17 protein-coding genes are annotated in these 18,941 nt (G+C 72.8%); 5 read left to right on the top strand and 12 right to left on the bottom strand.

What is annotated here, in order from left to right:
* The first annotated feature begins 280 nt into the window (after positions 1 to 280).
* From ACIHCL_RS18820 to ACIHCL_RS18800, 5 genes are all read left to right on the top strand, one after another.
* Positions 281 to 541, top strand: a complete 261-nt coding sequence (locus ACIHCL_RS18820) for a ferredoxin (RefSeq protein WP_399863048.1) — start codon at positions 281 to 283, stop codon at positions 539 to 541.
* On the top strand, positions 531 to 1,937 hold the full coding sequence (locus ACIHCL_RS18815; RefSeq protein ID WP_399863047.1) for an NAD(P)/FAD-dependent oxidoreductase: 1,407 nt from the start codon (positions 531 to 533) through the stop codon (positions 1,935 to 1,937). The genes ACIHCL_RS18820 and ACIHCL_RS18815 overlap by 11 nt, the downstream gene beginning before the upstream one ends.
* Positions 1,938 to 2,191: 254 nt before the next feature.
* The gene (locus ACIHCL_RS18810; RefSeq protein ID WP_399863044.1) at positions 2,192 to 3,436 is read left to right on the top strand and encodes a cytochrome P450; all 1,245 of its coding nucleotides are present in this window, start codon (positions 2,192 to 2,194) and stop codon (positions 3,434 to 3,436) included.
* 352 nt (positions 3,437 to 3,788) lie between these two features.
* A complete protein-coding gene (locus ACIHCL_RS18805) occupies positions 3,789 to 5,594 on the top strand; it encodes a PucR family transcriptional regulator (protein WP_399863043.1) in 1,806 nt (601 codons plus the stop codon).
* A 413-nt stretch (positions 5,595 to 6,007) separates the two neighbouring features.
* Positions 6,008 to 7,387: a diaminopimelate decarboxylase gene (locus ACIHCL_RS18800; RefSeq protein WP_399863041.1), complete on the top strand. Its 1,380-nt coding sequence runs from the start codon at positions 6,008 to 6,010 to the stop codon at positions 7,385 to 7,387.
* A gap of 142 nt (positions 7,388 to 7,529) precedes the next feature.
* Here ACIHCL_RS18800 and ACIHCL_RS18795 read toward each other — a convergent pair whose 3' ends face one another.
* From ACIHCL_RS18795 to ACIHCL_RS18740, 12 genes are all read right to left on the bottom strand, one after another.
* The gene (locus ACIHCL_RS18795) at positions 7,530 to 8,273 is read right to left on the bottom strand and encodes a discoidin domain-containing protein (protein ID WP_399863039.1); all 744 of its coding nucleotides are present in this window, start codon (positions 8,271 to 8,273) and stop codon (positions 7,530 to 7,532) included.
* A 482-nt stretch (positions 8,274 to 8,755) separates the two neighbouring features.
* Positions 8,756 to 9,289: a phage tail protein gene (locus ACIHCL_RS18790; RefSeq protein WP_399863037.1), complete on the bottom strand. Its 534-nt coding sequence runs from the start codon at positions 9,287 to 9,289 to the stop codon at positions 8,756 to 8,758.
* A gap of 5 nt (positions 9,290 to 9,294) precedes the next feature.
* Positions 9,295 to 11,253: a putative baseplate assembly protein gene (locus ACIHCL_RS18785; RefSeq protein WP_399863035.1), complete on the bottom strand. Its 1,959-nt coding sequence runs from the start codon at positions 11,251 to 11,253 to the stop codon at positions 9,295 to 9,297.
* Entirely contained in the window at positions 11,250 to 11,663 is a 414-nt protein-coding gene (locus ACIHCL_RS18780; RefSeq protein ID WP_399863033.1) for a GPW/gp25 family protein, read from the bottom strand. The genes ACIHCL_RS18785 and ACIHCL_RS18780 overlap by 4 nt, the downstream gene beginning before the upstream one ends.
* Before the next feature lie 6 nt (positions 11,664 to 11,669).
* On the bottom strand, positions 11,670 to 11,963 hold the full coding sequence (locus ACIHCL_RS18775; protein WP_399863031.1) for a PAAR domain-containing protein: 294 nt from the start codon (positions 11,961 to 11,963) through the stop codon (positions 11,670 to 11,672).
* A 183-nt stretch (positions 11,964 to 12,146) separates the two neighbouring features.
* The gene (locus ACIHCL_RS18770) at positions 12,147 to 14,174 is read right to left on the bottom strand and encodes a VgrG-related protein (RefSeq protein WP_399863030.1); all 2,028 of its coding nucleotides are present in this window, start codon (positions 14,172 to 14,174) and stop codon (positions 12,147 to 12,149) included.
* The gene (locus tag ACIHCL_RS18765) at positions 14,174 to 14,989 is read right to left on the bottom strand and encodes a peptidase M23 (protein WP_399863028.1); all 816 of its coding nucleotides are present in this window, start codon (positions 14,987 to 14,989) and stop codon (positions 14,174 to 14,176) included. Before ACIHCL_RS18765 ends, ACIHCL_RS18770 begins: the two co-directional genes overlap by 1 nt.
* A gap of 5 nt (positions 14,990 to 14,994) precedes the next feature.
* Complete coding sequence (locus ACIHCL_RS18760) at positions 14,995 to 15,432, bottom strand: phage tail protein (RefSeq protein ID WP_399863026.1); 438 nt, start codon at positions 15,430 to 15,432, stop codon at positions 14,995 to 14,997.
* Between the two features lie 181 nt (positions 15,433 to 15,613).
* Positions 15,614 to 17,716, bottom strand: coding sequence for a hypothetical protein (locus tag ACIHCL_RS18755; protein ID WP_399863024.1), 2,103 nt, complete (start codon positions 17,714 to 17,716; stop codon positions 15,614 to 15,616).
* A 50-nt stretch (positions 17,717 to 17,766) separates the two neighbouring features.
* Positions 17,767 to 17,910 carry a DUF6760 family protein gene (locus ACIHCL_RS18750; RefSeq protein ID WP_399863022.1) on the bottom strand — a complete coding sequence of 48 codons (144 nt, stop codon included), beginning with the start codon at positions 17,908 to 17,910 and terminating at the stop codon, positions 17,767 to 17,769.
* Positions 17,907 to 18,461: a hypothetical protein gene (locus ACIHCL_RS18745; protein ID WP_399863020.1), complete on the bottom strand. Its 555-nt coding sequence runs from the start codon at positions 18,459 to 18,461 to the stop codon at positions 17,907 to 17,909. The genes ACIHCL_RS18750 and ACIHCL_RS18745 overlap by 4 nt, the downstream gene beginning before the upstream one ends.
* Positions 18,461 to 18,904 carry a phage tail protein gene (locus ACIHCL_RS18740; protein ID WP_399863019.1) on the bottom strand — a complete coding sequence of 148 codons (444 nt, stop codon included), beginning with the start codon at positions 18,902 to 18,904 and terminating at the stop codon, positions 18,461 to 18,463. The genes ACIHCL_RS18745 and ACIHCL_RS18740 overlap by 1 nt, the downstream gene beginning before the upstream one ends.
* Positions 18,905 to 18,941 lie beyond the last annotated feature (37 nt).

Raw genomic sequence — 18,941 nt, 5'->3', positions numbered from 1 at the left:
AGAGACCGACTCACCGGATTCGGTGCGTACATGGGTGGCTGCGCGGCGTCTGCGGTGGTGGTGCCCGTGCTGGTGGTGGCGGTGGCAGCGGTGGTGGTCGATGGCCGGAGGGGCGGTGCGCCGGGGGCCGCGGTGTTCCACCGTCGTCGTCCCAAAGAGCGTTCCCCCGGACGCCGTGTGGTTCATCCGTCGTTGACTCCATCGGGCCGCCATTGCTCGCGGAACCGCGACGACCCTTTCAGGCTGAGGCGGGGGTACTACTCGGAAAGGCGGCCCCTTGATGAGGCTTGTCGTCGATCTCAACCGGTGCCAGGGCTACGCGCAGTGCGCCTTCCTCGCGCCCGATGTCTTCACCATGCGGGGAGACGAGGCGCTGCTGTACAACCCGCACGCCGACAAGGCCCAGCGGGAACAGGTCCTGCGCGCCGCCACTGCGTGTCCCGTGCAGGCGATCCTGGTGGAGGACGATCCCGACGACGCGTCGGAGGCGGCCTCGTCACGGCTGACCGGTGCGGGAGAGGGGCTGTCCAGTGTCCGGTGACACGTCGCTGGAGTGGCTGAGGCGCGAGGGACGCATCGTGATCGTCGGCGCCTCGCTGGCCGGTCTCCGGGCCGCGGAGACCCTGCGGAAGGAGGGCTTCGCCGGAACGCTCACGCTGATCGGTGACGAGCCCCACGAACCGTACGACCGACCGCCGCTCTCCAAGCAAGTCCTGCTGGGCCGGGCAGCCGCCGAGCGCACCGCGCTCCCCCGGCGTGCGGCGCTCGACGCCCACTGGCGGCTCGGCGTCGCCGCCACCGGCCTGGACATGGCGGCCAAGCGGGTGCGCCTGGCCGATGGGGACGAGGTGCCGTACGACCGGCTGCTGATCGCCACCGGTGTGCACGCCCGTCCCTGGCCGAACAAGGCCGAGGCCCGGCTGGACGGGGTCTTCGTCCTGCGCACCCGTGAGGACGCGGCCCGCTTGCGGAGGCGGCTGGCGGCATCGCCGCGCCGGGTACTCGTCATCGGCGCCGGGTTCACCGGTTCGGAGATCGCCTCGGCCTGCCGCGAGCGGGGCCTGCCGGTGACCGTGGCCGAACGGGGTGAGGCGCCGCTGGTGGGCGCGCTCGGCGGGGTGGTGGGCCGGGCAGCCGCGGAGTTGCAGCGCGCACACGGGGTGGACCTGCGCTGCGGAATCATGGTCACGGCCCTGGAGGGCGACGCGGCGGGACGCCTGCGGCAGGCCCAGCTCTCGGACGGTACGGCTCTCGACGCCGATGTCGCGGTGGTCTCGCTCGGCGCGTCCCGGAACACCGAATGGCTGGCCGGTTCCGGCCTGGGCGCCGGACCACGGGGAATCGCCTGCGACGCCGGGTGCCGGGCGTTCGACGTGCGCGGCATCGTGACCGACGACGTGTTCGTGGCCGGGGACGTCGCCCGCTCCCCGCATGCGCTCTTCGGCTACCAGTTCCTCTCCCTCGAACACTGGGGCAACGCCGTCGCACAGGCCGAGACCGCGGCGCACAACATGATCAGCAGCAGTTCTCAGCGGCGCCCGCACCTGTGGGTGCCGGCGTTCTGGTCCGCCCAGTTCGGCGTCAACATCAAGTCGGTCGGCGTCCCGTCCCTGGGGGAGGAGATCGTCGTCGCCCAGGGGTCGCTCGCCGATCACCGTTTCACCTGTGTGTACGGGTACCAGGACCGGGTCATCGCCGCCGTCACCTTCGACCAGACGAAGTGGCTGGACTTCTATCGGCACCAGATCGAGTCGGCCGCGCCGTTCCCGCCGGTGTACGCCTCCGTGGACCACCGTCCCGAAGGTCTGCGGCCGGTTCCGGCCGAGTTCCCGGACCCCTCCCTGCCCACCCACGGACCGACCGTCACCGTCAGCGGCTATTCGCCCACCGACCAGCAGCTCACCTTCACCCCCGCCCGGACGCGGAGCCGGGCCTGAGACCGACGTGAAGTCGAGCGTGAACGTGAATCGGACGCGGAGCCGGGCATCCGCCCCCGGCCCGGCACCGACACCGAGCGACACGCCCCGGCACGGACACCGAGCCCGGCACGCCCCAACCCCACGCCCCGACACACCCCAGCCCCACGCCCCCGCACGGACATCAAGCCCGACGCACCCCCGCCCGCGCCGGACACCGAGCCGACACACTCCCGCCCGCGCCGGACACGGCCCGCCTTCCAAGGACCGCCACCATGACGAACGAAGAACTCCTGCGGCAGATCCTCTCCTACTCCAACCGCGCCGACCCCTATCCGCTCTATGCCGAACTCCGCAGAACACCGGTCGTCCAAGGGGGCGACAGCCTGTTCGTCGTCAGCACGTACTGGGAGGTCAAGGGACTGCTGCACGACCCTCGGGTCAGCTCGGACGCCCGCAACCTCTCGCCCAGCGCCGCCGGATACCTGCTCCAGGACGGCGACACGTCCGCACTCCCGCCCTCCTTCCTCCGACGTGATCCTCCCGAGCACGACCGGCTGCGCCGCATGACGATGCGCCCGTTCGGACCGCCGGAAACCCCCCGGCGCATTCACGACATGCGGGGGGAGCTGGGCGGCATCGTCTCCGGGCTCATCGACGCGTTCGGGGACCGGAAGCAGATCGACCTCGTCGACGACTTCTCGTACCCGTTCCCCGTCACCGTGATCTGCCGGCTGCTCGGCGTTCCGCGCGAGGACGAGGCACGTTTCCACACCTGGGCCGACACCATCGCCGCCGGTCTCGACCCGGATCCGGACCAGGACCCCGACGAGCGGCGCCGCGTCACCCAACAGGCGCGCACCGAGCTGGGCGCGTACCTGTCGGAGCTCATCGACGAACGGGGCGACGCGCCCGGCGACGATCTGCTCTCCGCACTGGTCAACCAGCAGGGTCCGGACGGGCGGATGAGCCGCATGGATGTGCTCAGCACCGCCTCCCTGCTGCTGATCGCCGGTCATGAGACCACGGTCAACCTGATCACCAACGGGATGCTCACCCTGCTGCGCAATCCCGAGGTACTGGAACGGCTGCGCGCCGACCCCGGGCTCGCCGCCCCGATCGTGGAGGAACTCCTGCGTTTCGAACCGCCCGTGCAGATGCTGCCGCAGCGCACCGTCCTCGCGGACATCGACCTCTGCGGGACCACCATCACCAAGGGTTCCGCCCTCTGGCTCATGGTGGCCTCCGGCAACCGCGACCCCCGGCGGTTCGCCGATCCGGACCGCTTCGACCCCGGGCGGGAGGACAACCAGCATCTCGGCTTCGGCAGCGGCATCCACGCCTGTTTCGGCGCGCCGCTCGCCCGTCTGGAGGCGCAGATCGCCCTCACCGAGCTGGCCCACAGGCTCGACAACCCGCGTCTGGTGGAGGACCCGCCGCCGTACCGGCGCAACGCGGTGCTGCGCGGGCCCCGGCATCTGAAGATCGATTTCGACGGGGTACGGGGCCGGACCGGATGAGAGCAGCGCGGACCCGGCGGAGAAGAGAGGCGCGCGCCCGTGCGGTAGGGCTGCACCCGGGCTGTAGGGCGTGCGCCCGTGCCCGTAGAGCGTGCGCCCGTGCTGCAGGGCATACGCCTGTGCCGTAGGCGGGACGGGGCGGCTCCGGGCCGGTCGAAGACAGCTCCGGGGCCAAGCCGAAACGGGGCCGCGCCAAAACGAGGTCGGCCCGAAACGCTGCCGGGCCGAAACGCTGCCGGGCCGAAACAACCTCGTGCCGAAGACGGCCTCGTGCCGGGAGCCGCGGTAGGCCGGGTGGGGAGGCATACGGCCGCCCCGGCCCGTGCCCGGGGCGGCAGACCATGATGGATGCATGGCACCGCGTGCGCAGGAAACGGACGGATTCGACACCCGGCCGTCGCTGGGGCAGATCCTCGGGCTGATCGCTCCCGGCACGCTCGACGTCGCCGTGACACCGCGCGGCCTGGACGTCCCGGTGGCCGATGTGATGCTGCACGATCCCGGTGAGGAACGGGACGACGGCACCTGGACGGCGTCCGGGCTGATCCTGCTCGTGATCGGCGTGGAGGTCTCTTCGCCGGAGGCGGTCGACGTACTGCGCGCCGCCGACCGGGCCGGTGCCGCGGCGGTGGTGCTGCGGCGAGGGCCCCGCGGGCCGCGGTCGGCGCTGCTGGAGGCGGCGGGCGCCGGACGTACCGCGTTGCTGACCCGGCGGCCGGAACAGGGCTGGACGGAGGTGTTCGGCCGACTGCGCACCGCGCTGGCGCACAGCGCCCCCGCCGGACCGGCCGGGGCGAGCGGGGCGGATGCGGTGGGCGGGCTACGGCTGGGCGATCTGCCGGGGCTGGCCAACACGGTGGCGGACCTGGTCGGGGGCGCCATCACCATCGAGGACCCGCAGTCCCGGGTGCTCGCGTATTCGCGCATGGACCACGAGCCCGATCCGATGCGGCGGCTGACCATCCTCGGCCAGCAGGTGCCCCGCTGGCGCGTCCACGAACTGCGGGCCAGCGGCTTCTTCCAGGCCCTGTGGAGCACCGACGACGTGGTGCGCCTGCCCGCCGACGACCGTTACGCCGAGCGGCTGGCCATCGCGGTCCGCCACGGCTCGGAGGTCCTCGGCTCGCTCTGGGCAGCCGCGGACAGCAGGCCGCTCGCCGAGGCCGCGGCGGCGGCGCTGCGCACGGCGGCGCGGGCGGCCGTGCCTCATCTGTCGCACCACCGGACCTGGGGCAGGGCCGCGGCCCTGGCGCGCGAGGAGGCGGTGCACGCCCTGTTGGAGGGGGGCGCGGACGTGGCGCGGGCCTCGCACGACGCCGGCATCGTGCCGGGACGGCCCTACGCGGTGCTGATCGCGGAGGCACACCCGGCAGAGGCGTATCCAACCGACGCGTATCCGGCGGAGGCGTATCCGGCGGAGGCGTATCCGGCGGAGGCTGCGGGGGCGTCCCCGGCGCGGCCCGGGACGGAGGCGTACAACGCGCGGGACGCCGGGGCCCCCGCCGGCGGCGTCCCGGGAGGTGCGGCCGAGCAGCGGGTGCTGGACGTGTTGGCCTTGCAGGCGGCGGCCTACCGGGACGGGTGCGTGACCGCGCGGTCGGGGAGGCGGCTGTACGTGCTGGTCCCGGCGGGCGACGGCGAGGCCGACCCGGCGCGGGCCCTGCTGGCGACGGCGTCGCGCCCGATGCCGCGCAGCGTGGTGTTCGCGGGCGCCGGCCCGGTGGCCGGGGACGTGTCGGGGCTGCCCGCGTCGTGCGAGGCGGCCCGGGCGGTGGTACGGGTGCTGCGGGAACGGGCCGGGCGGCGTCCAGCCCCGGTGGCGGTGTCGGCCGCGGCAACATTCGACGAGGTGCTGCCCGAGACGGCGCTGCTCCGAGTCCTTGACCGGATCGAGCCGCTCTGGGAGAGCCTGTCGGGGCCGGTGCACGCGATGATCGAACACGACCGCAGGCACGGTTCCGCGTACGGTGCGTCGGTGGCCGCCTACCTGGACGCGTTCGGAGACACGAGCGAGGCCGCCCGGCGTCTGAACGTGCACGCGAACACCCTGCGGTACCGGCTGCGGCGGGCCCGCGAACTGTTCGGCGTCGACCTGGCGAACCCCACCGTGCGGCTCCTGGCGGACATCGGGCTGCGGTTGGCCCGGCGGACGCGGTGAGGACCCGGCCTCCGTACGCCCGTGAGAGACCCGCCCCGCACACGCCGTGAGAGGAGCCCCGCCCGCTCTCCCGCTCTCCGTGCGCGCCACGCGGGCCTGGCCACGGTCCCGCGCCCGTGCGCCGCCCCGCTCTCCCCCACCGCACCGTCCCGCACCGTCCCGCACCGTCCCGTGTCGTCGTCCTTCCGTCTCGCCCCACGCCCCACGCCCCACGCCGCCCTGCTTCCGCGCCCACCCGCTTCCGCACCGCCCGAGACATCTTGATCATTTTTCTGTCGGATCGGACATGAAGACGACCCATCCATGGTCGAGCGGAATGAAGACGTGACGGGCGCCACACGCCGAAGCTGTACACACAACGGTCGGCCGCTCGACGGGCGCCGCGCACGCCCGATGTCTGGAGTGTGGTTCATGTGACTTCCGGTTCTTCCCCTCGGCGCACCGCCGCTCGTCAGGCAGCGCTGGCGCGCGCCGTCGAGGACGGTCTGCTCGGCGCGCGGTCCCCGCTGGTCGGGCTGCTCGACGTCGACGGCGTGCTCGCCGCGGTCGAGGCGCTGAACGAGGCGTTCGAGGGACCGGCCACGGTGCACCACACGTTCGCGGCGAAGGCGTGCGGCCTGGTGCCGGTGCTGCGCCTGCTCGCGGATGCGGGGATGGGCTGCGAGGTGGCCTCGCCAGGGGAGTTGGAGCAGGCGCTGGCTGCCGGGTTCACGTACGACCGGCTGGTCTTCGACAGCCCGGCGAAGACGGTCGAGGAACTGGAGTCCGCCCTGGTCCACGGGATCGCGATCAACCTCGACAACTTCCAGGAGCTGGCACGGGTCGACCGCCTGCTGGCCGGCCGGGAACCCTCCGGTCCCATCGGACTGCGGGTGAACCCCCAGGTGGGCTCGGGCGCCATCGATGCGATGAGTACCGCGACCGCGACCTCGAAGTTCGGCGTCGCACTGCGCGATCCGGGGGCCGTCGACGCGGTGGTCGCGGCCTTCGCGCAGCGGCCGTGGCTCAACCGGCTGCACGCCCACGTCGGTTCCCAGGGCTGCCCGCTGCCGCTCATCGCCCAGGGCGTGCGGGCCGCGTACGAACTCGCCGAGCGCATCAACGCGGAGCTGGGCCACGCCCGGATCACCGGCATCGACATCGGCGGCGGCCTGCCCGTCAACTTCGACGACGAGGACGACCGGCCGACGTTCGCGGACTACGTCGCCGAGCTCCGGAGCACCACACCCGGGCTGTTCGACGGCCGCTACACCCTGGTCACCGAGTTCGGCCGGTCACTGCTCGCCAAGAGCGGCACCATCGCCACGGTCGTCGAGTACACGAAGTCGGCCGGGGGACGGCGGATCGCGGTCACGCACGCCGGGGCCCAGGTGGCGACCCGCACGGTCTTCATGCCGGACGCCTGGCCGCTACGCGTCGGGGTGTTCGACGCCACGGGACGCCCCAAGCAGGGCCCGTCCGAGGTCGTCGACATCGCGGGCCCGTGCTGCTTCGCCGGCGACCTGACCGCGACCGGGCGCGAACTCCCGGCGGTGGAACCGGGGGACGTGGTGGCGCTGTACGACACCGGGGCGTACTACTTCTCCTCGCATTTCTCCTACAATTCCCTGCCTCGACCCGCTGTATACGGTTATCGGACTACTTCCGATGGACAGGTACGGTTCGCACTCGTGCGCGAGGCGCAGAGCGTGCGCGGCGTGGTCGAGGAGAGCGGGCTCTCCCAGGCAAACGCCCTGGTCGCGCTGCGTTCAGGCGGCCCCGTGGGAAGGCCGAAGCCGGGTCGGAAGCCCTGACCACCCGCTGACCGTCCGCTCCCTGTACGGCGAAGACCGTTAGAACCCAAGGTGTGCTCGGCGCCCGGTCGGGGCCTCCCCGTGTGCGGGTGTGCCCGCGCCGCACCGGGCTGGCCGCCGCGACGGCGGGGGACGCACACGGTCAGGACCGCCGTCCGAAGAACTCGACCTCGGCGACGGCCATGCGCCGGCCCGGGCCGGCTCCGTACGTGCTGTCCGCCGTGAGCCGGGCCCGTACCACCTCGGAACCCCGCACGTCGAAGCTCTGCTGACCAGGCTGGTCCTTGATCCTGATCACCTTGCTGACGCGGTCGCCGTCGGCGGAGGTGAGCTGGACGGTGATCCTGGCCGGTCGCGCCTGGGTGAGGAACTCGTCCAGCTTCGTCGACGTGCCGGAGAAGACGACCAGCTTCAGCACCCGGACCGGCTGCTCGAAGTCGCACTCCAGGTACTCCCCCACACCGGTCTCGGGTCCCGCCTCCGCAGGAGCCCAGTAGCGGTTGTTGAAGCCGTCGAACGCGGCGCCCGCCGGATGCCCGGGCGCCCGGCTGGAGGACCTGAACCGGGTGGGCGGCACCGCCTCCGGCGTCCCCGTCTCGTCCCTGGCGAGGCCCAGCCAGCCCGGCACGTGCGGCAGGGCGAACCAGACCCCGCACGCCACCAGGACCAACACGATCGGCAGCGCCAGGCCCGGACGACGCCACAGTCGGCGCTTCGGCCGGGTGCCCGCGACGGGCGACCGCCGCCGTCGTCTCCGCAGTATCCGGCGCCACCAGGGCGGCCGCGCCCCGGGCGGCGGGCCCGGGTCCAGGAGCAGGGCGCAGCGGATGCACAGGGTGCGGTCCGGGGTGTTCTCCGTACGGCAGTTGGGGCAGCGGACGGGCACTGCGGGGCGCGGGCCCCGGCGGACGGGGGCGGAGCCGCGCTGCTCATCGGGGAACGCCTCGGGCCCCGGCTGATGTGCGTCCGGCTCGTCACCGGGGCGGCGCGGGGCCGCTGTGGCAGCAGTAGTGGCGGAACCATCTGGCGCACCGGGACCAGCAGGAACTCCACGCTCACCGGCCCCACCGGATGCCCCGAGTACGCCCGGACCACCGGAAGCGGCCGAAGGAGCAGACGACGCCGGAGGATGGTCAGAGGGCGAAGTCGGAAGACCATCAGGGGAAGACGGGGAAGACGAGGGAGAAGGGGAAGAAAGGGAAGAAGGGAGAGAAGGGGGAGAAGACGGAGGGCCGTCGGAGGAAGAAGGTGGAGGACCGGAGGCGCCCGGAGCATCCGCCGACCGTGCCCCCTCCCACTCCAGAAACGCCTGGCACGATGTGCAGAACCGGGTGCCCGGCGCGTTGCTCTGTCCACACGCCTCGCAGATCACGACACCTCCAGGTCGTAGCCGACGTGTGCCGGTATCTCCGTACGGATCAGCTCCTCCAGCCGCACCCGGTCGACCAGGTCCGGCCGTTCGGCCCGGAGCCGTACCGTCACCCACGGCCGGGGGCCGCCCGGGAACCGGGTGTGCGGGGTCGACGACCACGCCGTGCCGCCGCTCTCGACGATGTCCGGTTCGATGCCGGTCTCCAGGAGCACCGCCTCCGCCAGCCCGCGCCGCGTACCTCGCCTGCTGTGCCGCTCGACCGCACCGCGCACCGCCGCGCGCCGCCGCTCGACCGGATGGTCCTCGTGCGGATCGGCGGCCACCCACTGGGCCAGCCAGGACAGGAAGTCCTCCGGCGCGCTGCGCGGGTCGAGGTGGGCGGGCAGGTTGTCGATGGCCAGCAGGACCGGGGCGAGCACCTCGTCGAGCGCGGCGAGGTACCGCCGCAGGAAGTCCTGCTCCAGGTAGACCGCCGGAAGCTGCTCGATCAGGGGGTGCGGGGTCGGCAGCCCGGTCACGCCTGTGCGCATGGCGGTCAGCCCTCCCGTACCCGGAGCTGGTGCTCGTAGCTGAAGACCAGCGCGTGCCGGCCGAGGGCGATCTTGGTGGTGGGCTCGCCGCGCTGCCCGGTCACGGGGTCGGCAGGGAAGAGGCGTACGTCCTCCACCAGGTCCACCCCCGCCACCTGTTGCAGCACGGCGAACGCCTCGCCCGACTGGATCGGCCGCCCGAACGGCCAGCCGTCGCCGCCGGGCCCGCCGCTGAGCGGGTTGAAGTAGCGGTAGAGCGCCGCCAGGCCCTCCTCCCGCACCCGTTCCGCAACCGCGCCCCGGTGGGCCTGCACCGAGGCGACCACGGTGACCCCCTGGTAGTAGGGCGGTTCGACCACCAGCCGGGCGCCGATCGGCCGCCGCTCGTCCAGATGGCCCGCGATCAGGGCGAGGGTGTGCTGCGGCGGGATCAGTTCGTCGAACCGGATGCGGCCCTGCTCGTCGCTGCGCCCGGCCGGTACGACGAGCAGCCGCACCCCGCCGGCCTCCACGTCCGAGTCACCGCCGGCCGGGACGCACTGCACCCGGGACGCGTCGGGGGCGACCTCCCGGGCCAGGAGTTCGTAGTCGTGCGGGACGACGGCCCGGTGCAGGGTCCGCAGCGTCATCGGGCCGCGCACTCGGGCGCTTTCCACCGTCTCGCCGTCGACCCCGCCGAGCGCGGGCCGCCGGTTCTCCACCCGCGCCACGTACGGGATCGCGCTGCGCAGCACCCGGAGCGTGGAACGGGCGACGTTGCCGCGCAGCCCGCCACCGGTGCGGTACGTGCGCACGCGCACGGTGGCCCCCTTCGGCGGCACCGCCCCGTAGGAGCGGATGGAGCCGTCCCGTTCCCGGACCGCGGGGCCGAACTCGACCCGGCCCGAGTTGGGGTCGAGGGTGATGTGCCGGTCGTCGGGGCCGGAGTGGGCGAAGTCGTCGACGCGGGTCCACTCCGTGCCGGACGGGCCGCCCGCCGGATCGGACACCTCGACGACGAAGTCGCCGGGCACGATCGGCGGGCGGCTCACCGTGAAGTTCTGCCCGGGCACGCCCTCGGCCCGGCCCAGCACCTCGTCGGCCACGGTCTCGGCGTGCACCGCCCCGACGGTGGCGCCGATGGTGAACGCGGTGACCCCGCGCACCACCGGGGGCGCCATGTAGGTGGGCTGCCCCGGCTCGGCCTCCACCAGCCGGCAGCGCAGCCAGCCGCCGGTCCGGCGCACCACGACGGCCGGGGTGTGGCCCTCCGGAAGGTGCAGGATCAGCTCACCGGACCTGTTGAAGCCGCCGGTGTCGTCCTTCTCGACCTCGCAGGCCGTCCAGGCGCTGCCGTCCCACGCCTCCCAGAGCAGCGGCGGGCGCAGCGGGTCCACGCCGACCCCCTCCACCGCGCAGTCCAGCCGCAGCACCACGACGCCCGAGGGCACGGCCGCCGACAGGCCCACGTACAGGGCGTCGCCGGGCGCGGGCGCGGCGCCGAAGCAGGGGACGGCCCGGCCGAGCGCCAGCTCCTCGGTGCGGTCGACGGCGTCCCCGAACGTCGGCCAGGTCGCCAGGTGCGCGAACTCGCAGGGGACGACGGACAGTTCACGGGTGGTGGTGAACACGACCGCTTCCTCGGTCTCGGTGCGTACGGTGGCGACCTCGGTCCCGGCCCGCACCCGCACCGGTTCCGGCCGGGGCGCGGAGAGCCGGAACGTCACATCGGTGCGGGCGGCGGTGGGCGGGTGCAGCCGCACCCCGATCAGGTCGAGGAAGGTCAGGTAGCTCTTCTCCGGCACCCGGTTCACCCGGTAGACCAGTTGGTCGACCATGGTCGCGAACGCCTCGATGAGGGTCACACCGGGGTCGGACACGTTGTGGTCGGTCCACTCGGGGCAGCGTTGCTGGACGAGCCGTTTCGCCTCGTCGACCAGGCCCTGGAAGCGGCGGTCGTCCAGGTGCGGACTGGGCAGCGTCACGTGCCGTCCACCTCCTCGTGCTCCGGGATCACATAGAACGGGAAGACCAGGTTCCGGGGGTCGTTGGCGCCGCGCACGGTGTAGCCGATGTCGATGTACAGCACGCCTTCGTCGGCCTCGTCGAAGCGGACGACGACCTCCGTCACCTCGATCCGGGGCTCCCACCGGTCCAGCGCGAGGCGTACCTCGTACGCGAGTTGTCCGGCCGTGCCCGCGTCCGCCGGGGCGAACACGTAGTCGTTGATGGCGCAGCCGAACTCCGGGCGCATGGGCCGCTCGCCGGGCGAGGTCGAGAGGATCAGCCGGATCGACTCCTCCAGTTCGCGCTCGCCCTGTACCAGGGCGATGGACCCGGTGGCGTCGGTGCGCGGCGGGAACGCCCAGCCCGCGCCGATGAACTGCTGGCCCATGTCCGCTCAGCCCCCGATCAGAACGGTCGGGCAGCCGGACACGACGGGCGAGCCGCAGCCGACCAGGTCCCCGACCCGGGCGGCGGGCCGCCCGCCGATCAGCACGGTGGTGCTGCCGGGCGGTGCGATCACGGACGGCGGGTGCACGGCGGGCGGCGGCGCGGCACACTGGTGCGGAGTGCCGACCGTGGCCGCGGGCAGCCCGCCGATGAGCACGGACGGGACACCGGGCGGCCCGACCGTACCCGGGTGTGCGGTGGGGTCGCCGACCCGGGCGGCTGCCGCCGCGCCTGCTGACATGGAACTCGGCTCCTCTCGCTCGGCGAACTCGGTTCGTTCCACTCACTCGGTTCGTTCGGCTCACTCGGTTCGTTCGGCCCGCTCGGTTCGTTCGGCCGCTCTGTACATACAGTGCGTTCGGGTGCTCGGTCCGTTCGGTCGCTCCGGCTCGACCGGTCGGCGCGCACGGCGCCGGACGGACCGTCAATTGATCTTCACCAGGGGTGCGTTGATGGCCAGCGAGCCGCCTCCCTTGATGTCGGTACGCTGCGTGCCGTCGACGGCGACCTGCGCGCCCCGGACCTTCACCGTGCCGCCGGTGGAAAGCTCGACCTCCCCGTTGCCGCCGTCCACCCGGACCCCGCCGCGCGACGTCAACGTGACGCTGTCGCCACTGAGTTCGAGAGCGCCCTGCCCCCCGTCCAACGTGACGCCGCGAGCCGCCTTGATGGACACCTGCTGCTCGGCCTCGATGGTCACGCTGCCGTCACTGTTGATCACGATGACGGTTCCCCTGCGGTCGAGGTCGATCTTCAGCTTGCCGTCGCCGGTCAGCAGGCGTACGCCCTGCGGCCCGTCGGCGCCGTCCAGGATCTCCAGCTGGTTCCCGCTCCTGGATGCGATCGAGCGACGGTTGACCGCTCCGCTGGTCGGATCCACCAGCGGGGTTCCCCCGGAGGGTCCGGAGTCCCCGCCCGAGCCCGGGACGGTGTCCGGGCCGCCGGTCACGGCAACGGCCACCACACCGGCCGCACCCCCCGGCCCGCCGCCCACACCGCCACCACCACCGTCTCCTCCTCCGGCTGCTCCGCCTCCTCCCCCGCTGCCCTGCGACGGACGGTCCTTGCCGTTGTACAGACCGGCAAGGACGTACGGACGGTCCAGATGCCCATGCTCGAAGCCGACCAGCACCTCGTCCCCCACCTCGGGGATGAACGCCTCGCCACCGCTCGTCCCGCCCGACTGCGCCGTACGCGCCCAGTCGCTCGCGTACTCGTCCGACAGCCACGGGAAGCGCACCCTCACCCGGCCCGAACCCTCCGGGTCCTGGGTGTCCGTGACCGTCCCGTTGACCAGCCCCGCACAACGCGCCCCGCCTCCGGCCCCCGCCCCGGACCCGCCGGACCCGGGCCCGCCGCCGGTCAGCCCGAACAGCGAGCGCTCCTGCTGCCCGGAGACCGTGAGCCAGGTCTCGTACCCCCGCACCGGGTCGAAGACGTGCCGGGACGTGGTGACCGTGTACCGCCCCTCGAACGGCGCGCCCACCGCATTGAGCGCCACCGGGCTGCCCGCCCGTACCTCCGGGTTGCCCCGGATCACCGCCTCCAGTTCCGCGAACGATCCGGCGATCCGCTCCGCCAGGGCCTTCGCTGCCTGGTCCACCTGCGCCTGCGCCGCGTAGCCCGCGTCCGTGACCACGAAGCGCGCCTCGCCGAACGGCGCGGTCACGTCGGCGGCGCTCACCCCCAGCTCCAGCGTGGTCGACTTCCCGGCCGGTGCCCGCCCGACGAGCGGCTGCTTCGTCTTCACGTCCCAGCCACGCACCTCGACCTCGGAGACCTGCTCGGCGGACGACACCCCGGCCCGGCAGCGCAGCAGGTTGCTGCCCATCTCCAGGACCAGCGGATCCCCGTCGGCACGGGCGGAGCCGTCGGGCGCGCCGCTCGCCTCCGCCGGACGGGTGATGTGCAACTGCCCGTCCAGCACATACGCCTGGGCGCCCGCCTCCTGGACGAGGGAGCTGATGAACTCCCAATCGGTGACGTTGGGTTGGGCGACGTGTTCGAGCACCGGCCCAGCCACGTCCACATTCCCCGGTTTCAGCCCGGCGCGCTGGGCGACCTGCGCGCAGATGTCGGCCAGCGTCATGTTCTGGTAGCTGGCCACCCGGCGTCCCCGGAACAGCCGGTGCGACTCGTCGAGCCCGCGTACGACGGTGAAGGTGCCGGTCTCGTCGAGTTCCACCTCCAGGGCGGTGACCACCCCCTTCAGCAGGGGCTTCGGGACCGTGTCGCCACCCGCACGGGCCAGTAGCCGGGCCTCGGTGCCGATCTTCAACCCGGCCTGTTCCAGCAGCACCCGGTCGGGGTCACGAAAGCGCAGCAGAAACAGGTCGGGAAGTGTACGGCTGTCGTCGACATACCCCTCGACCAGCGTGTTCACGAACTTCGGCGGCAGCGGACGGCCCCCGAACTCCACCACCAGCGCGGTCGCGACCCCCGGCTGCGCCATCAGGACCACCCCCCGCCCCGGGCCCGTTCTTCGTCCTTCGCGCGCTTCAGCTCGTCCAGCGCGGGAAGGAGCAGCTGCCGGCCCGGAACCAGCCGCATCGGATCGTCGATCCCGTTCGCCTCCGCGATCACCCGCCAGGCGGCCGGGTCCCCGTACTCGCGCTGGGCCAGCGAGGGCAGCGAGTCGCCCGCGCCGAGACGGTGGACCCGGCGGGCCGCGAGGGCGCCCGAGGTCGGGTTCTGCCCCGGCGTCTCGCCGCTGATCTCCTCCATCGTCACCTGGCACACGGCCCGGATCGGCACGCCCGACGTGGTGAACAGGGTGTATTTCGCCTGCACTTGGCTGACATAGCCGGGGAACCCGGTCAGCCCTCCCCAGTGGAACACCACCCAGGGCGGCGACGAACGCTGCTGCTGCCGGGTCTCGTTCGTCGGTACGCAGCACGCGAAGAGCTGCTCCACCGCGGTCACCACACGGGTGTCGTGGGTGTCGCCCGCGTCGAAGAACATCTCGACGGTGAGCTTGCTGGGCTGCGAGCCCTGGTACTCGGGCGGACCCGAACTCTTGGCGCCCTTGGCAGGGCTCCGTTTCCAGGACGCGGCCTTGGTCAGGCTCAGCTCTTTCGGGTTGAACTGGAAGTCGATCCGCCCGCAGGGCGCACCGGGGGTGAGCCCGCCCCCGGTCGGCGGCGTACGCAGCTCCAGGTAGGCGTGCTCCAGCTTGGGCCGGGCAGAACCGCTCCCGCCGGCCCTCGCGGTGGCCGACGCCCCGGACGTACCGGCGGCGCTGAACGCGATGGGACCCGCACCGCTCATGGTCCTCAGCCCTCCATCACATAGCCGTGGTGGGCGATCTCGATCGTCTCCATCGCGACCTTGGGGGACTCGGGGTTGAAGGAGGGCCCGGTCCACCGGACCGGCACCACCTCCAACAGCCCCCACTGGGCCACCTTCTGCCCGTCCCCGGTCCGCGCCTCGATGTGTGCGGTCTTGCGGCTGAAGCCGGTGGTCATGGTGGCGAACCAGCGGGCGACCTTCTCGGTCTCCTTGGTCAGCGGCCTGGAGAGCTTCACGTTGGAGTACTTCAGGCGGGTCGGCAGCTGCCACACGTGCCCGTTGTTGCCGCCCTCCTCCCGTGTTTCGAGCACCACTTCGCAGCCCAGCCCTTCGCAGGTGTTGAACGACCCGAGTTCGATGTCGTCGATCGTCACGACGAAGCAGACACTGACGGCCGGGTCGTCGTTCGGGGCGGTGGCCATGGCAGGTACCTCTCACTTCCCTGGGGTGCGGCTGCTGTTCGCCGTCTTGGGGCTGCTGTTCGCCGTCGTGGGGCCGCTGCTCGGCGTCGTGGGGCGTGTCGCCGTCGGGTTCGCGTGTCTCTCTCGTCTCGTCTCGTCTCGTTCATCGCCGCTCGTCAGTGCCGGGTGTCGATGTCGTTCGTCAGTGCCGGGTGTCGATGAGGAAACCGGCCCGTTCGCGTTCCAGCCGCAGATCGGCCTTGAAAAGCCTGCTGAGCGGCGGATACAGGGCGCGGACCAGCTCGTCGGTGACGACGGGCGGCGCCCCGCCGGGAGCACCGGGCGGCTCGGGTCCGGGCGCCGGCTCCGGATCTGGTTCCGGCTCCGGATCCGGCACGGGGCTCTGGGGCGGCTCGGGGCTCTGGGGCGGCTCGGGGCTCTGGGGCGGCTCGGGAGGGGGCGATTCCTCGCTCTCCGCCTCGCGCTGGACGGTCGGCACCGAGTACGACGATGCCGAGTACGCGGGTGGGGCCGGCCCGAACACCACGCTGCCGTCCGCCATCCGTTGGGCCACCCCTGCCGCGACCGCTACGGAACCCGCCGTGGTGAACCCGTCGACGGACACCGGGAAGGCGCTGCGGCCGCTGCCGGAATGCGGCAGCGAACGTGGCACCGGTGGCCCGTCGATCGCCCGCCGCTGCAAACCGGGCCGCGGCGGGAAGAGCGGTCCCGGTACGCCCGGCGCACCCGACACGTTCCCCGGCCCCGGGCTCACGCGCTGCACCGGCACCTCGGCCGGGAGCGATGCCGTCGGCACCGTCGGCAGGGTCCCGGGGGCTCCCGTCCCCGCGGAGGTCCAGCGCACCGGAACGGCATCGGGGAAGGGAGCGGTGGGCGCGGGTCCGGTCCCGGTTCCCCCGGGGCCGTCCGCCGGTCCCGAACGCTGTACGGCGGGTGCCGAACCGCCCCCCATGGGGCCCCCGCGGCCGGACTGCGGCATCAGCGGCCGGTCCGCCAGCAGCGGTGCGACCGGTCCGGTGGGCGGGGGCGGCGAGAGCGGCGCGGCAGCGGATGGCCCGGTGTGACGCTGCACCGCCGTGGCGGACCCGGGTGCGGTCCCCGACAGGGCGGGCAGCAGGGGGTCGTCCCCGAGGAGCGGCGCGGTGGGGGCCTCGGGCCCATGGGACGACTGCGACGCCCCGGACGCCTCCAGGTTCTCGGCGGCCCCGGACGCCTGCCCGTTCTCGGCGGCCCCGGACGCCTGCCCGTTCTCGGTGGTCCCGGACGCCTCCCGGCCCTCAGCAGCCTCGAACGCGGTGGCGTCGGGTGCGGCGGACGCCACCGCGGTCCCGTCGTCGGCATCGCCGCCGTTCCGGGCGCTCCGCGCGACGGATACGGCCTCCGCGACCGGCCCCCTCGGCGTGTCGGTGGCCGCGACCCGGCGCTGCGCGGTCGACGGCAGGGCGGGCAACGGCGCCCCGAGACCGGCGCGTCGGGGCCGCTCCCCGGCCGGAGGCTCCGAAACGCGCTGAAGGGGCGGTGGTGCCGGTGCGGCGTGAAGCGTGGGCATGGGCGATGCGCCGGAGGCGTCCGGGACCGTGCCGACGGTCCGTTCGCCCACCAGGTGGCGTACGGGCGGCTCCCCCCCGGCCGAGTCCCCGGCCGACGTCATCGCCGACGGCCGCCCGCTCGTGGTTCTCTGGACTCCGACGGCCCCGGGCCCCGGGACACCGGTGGATGCGGGCGGAGCCACCGGCAGGGACCTGCCCCGGACCGGCAGCCCCATCGGCGCCTCGCCCGCCCGTTCCCCCGACGCATCCCTCGACCGTTGCACGGAGTCGCCGTCCCGTTTCACCGGCGCCGGGGCGGTGATGCCGTGCACGATCCCCGTCGGCGCCTCCGGACTGACCAGATGGCCGAGCGGCGTACCGAGCGTGATGTCGCGCCGGGTGGAGAGCGTCCCCTCGAACCCGGTCGGATTCATCACCAGGCCCTGATCCGTCACCGTCCTTTGGATGGGCGGGAGTTCGGTCAGATCGGCGCGTTCACGCGGTACGGCGACAGGAGCGACGGCTTCCGCACCGGCCGGTGCGGCACCCTCCACCGAGCCCTCCGCCCCCGCCCACGCGCCGGGATCCGTCCACGCGCCCTGATCCGCCAACCCGCCGTGATCCGCCAACGAACCGTCGTCCGTCAACGCACCCTGGTTCGCCCGTGCGTCGTGGTCCACCCGCGGGCCGTCCTCCGTGCGCCCGCCGTCGCGCGCCCGGGAGCCACCGCCGCGCAGCCAGGACATCAGCCCCATGAACTCCTCCGCCCTCCCCGCGCTTCCTCGCTCCTGCTCCTTGGGGGCCGCTACTGCCCGTTGAGGCGAGCGACCTGTGCGACGAACCTCAGACGTTCCGCGTGCTCCAGATCCAGCAGCTCATCGAGCGGCCAGTGGAAGTGGTAGGCGAGGTACGCGACCTCCTCGTAGAGCAGGTCGGTCGCGTACGTCACGATTCCCCCAGGCGGCCACCGGCGAGATCCACCGCGAACTCCTCCTGGCAGGACGGGCAGGAGACGGCGGCGCGGGTGTGCCCCTCGGCATTGATCCGCCGGTAGAAGTCCTGGAGAAAAGCCAGGTCGGAGGCGAAGAGGTCCTCGATGATGCCGGGATGGACGTCGTCGATGGTGCCGATCCGGGTGACCACCCGGGCGATGAGCACGACCGAGAGATACGCGGAGTTCTCACGCACCCGGTCGTCCCGCAGCGGCACGAGTTCGTCGCGCGCCGTGGCCAGCCGCATGACCCCGTCGCGATGCACGACGCCCGCTTCGTCGACGTAACCGCGTGGCAGCACGAAGGCGAACTCCGTGCGCAGGGTGTCCCGCTGTCCCGAGCCCGCGCCCCGGCCTGCCGCCCGCCCGTGGCCCTGCCCACCCGCGTCGTACATGGCCGCGGAACCGGAGCCGGAACTGGAATCGGAGCCGGGAGCGGGAGCGGAACCGGCGGTGGGAAGGGAACCGGGAGCGGGAACACGTGTGGAAGCCGGTGCCGTACGCCGCATCAGTCGACTTCCATGCTCTCGTACGTGATGGAGAGCTTCTCCGTCAGTACCGAGGTGTCACCGGCCTTGAGGGTGCCGATTTCCAGGGACTTCGGCCAGGCGTTGATGAGTTTGTAGCGCTTGATGGCGACGCCCTCGTGGTCGTACACGATGACCGCCCCGTTGCGCCGGGCCATGGGCATCCGGCCGAACCGGGAGTCCTTGATCCACCGTTCGAAGCTGTTGTCCTCGGTAAGGCCCCGGGTCACGGTCACCTCACCGGCCTTCGGCCGGCCGGGCAGCTTCTTGATGGCGTAGCGGCCGTCGGCGGTGTTCTGCTTCAGCTCGATGACGTCCTGCTCCATCTTCAGACCACTGACCTCGGTGATCTGCCTGATGACGACGCTGTCGAATTCGAGGCCGAAGGAAGCGCCGACGGTGCTGTCGAGATCGGGAAGTGGCACAACAGGCTCCTTGTCCGCTCTTGCCGTTCCTACCGCT

It is taken from the genome of Streptomyces sp. NPDC052042 (assembly GCF_044548345.1).
Classification (GTDB): Bacteria; Actinomycetota; Actinomycetes; order Streptomycetales; family Streptomycetaceae; genus Streptomyces.
This window is presented reverse-complemented; position numbering and strand designations above follow the sequence as displayed.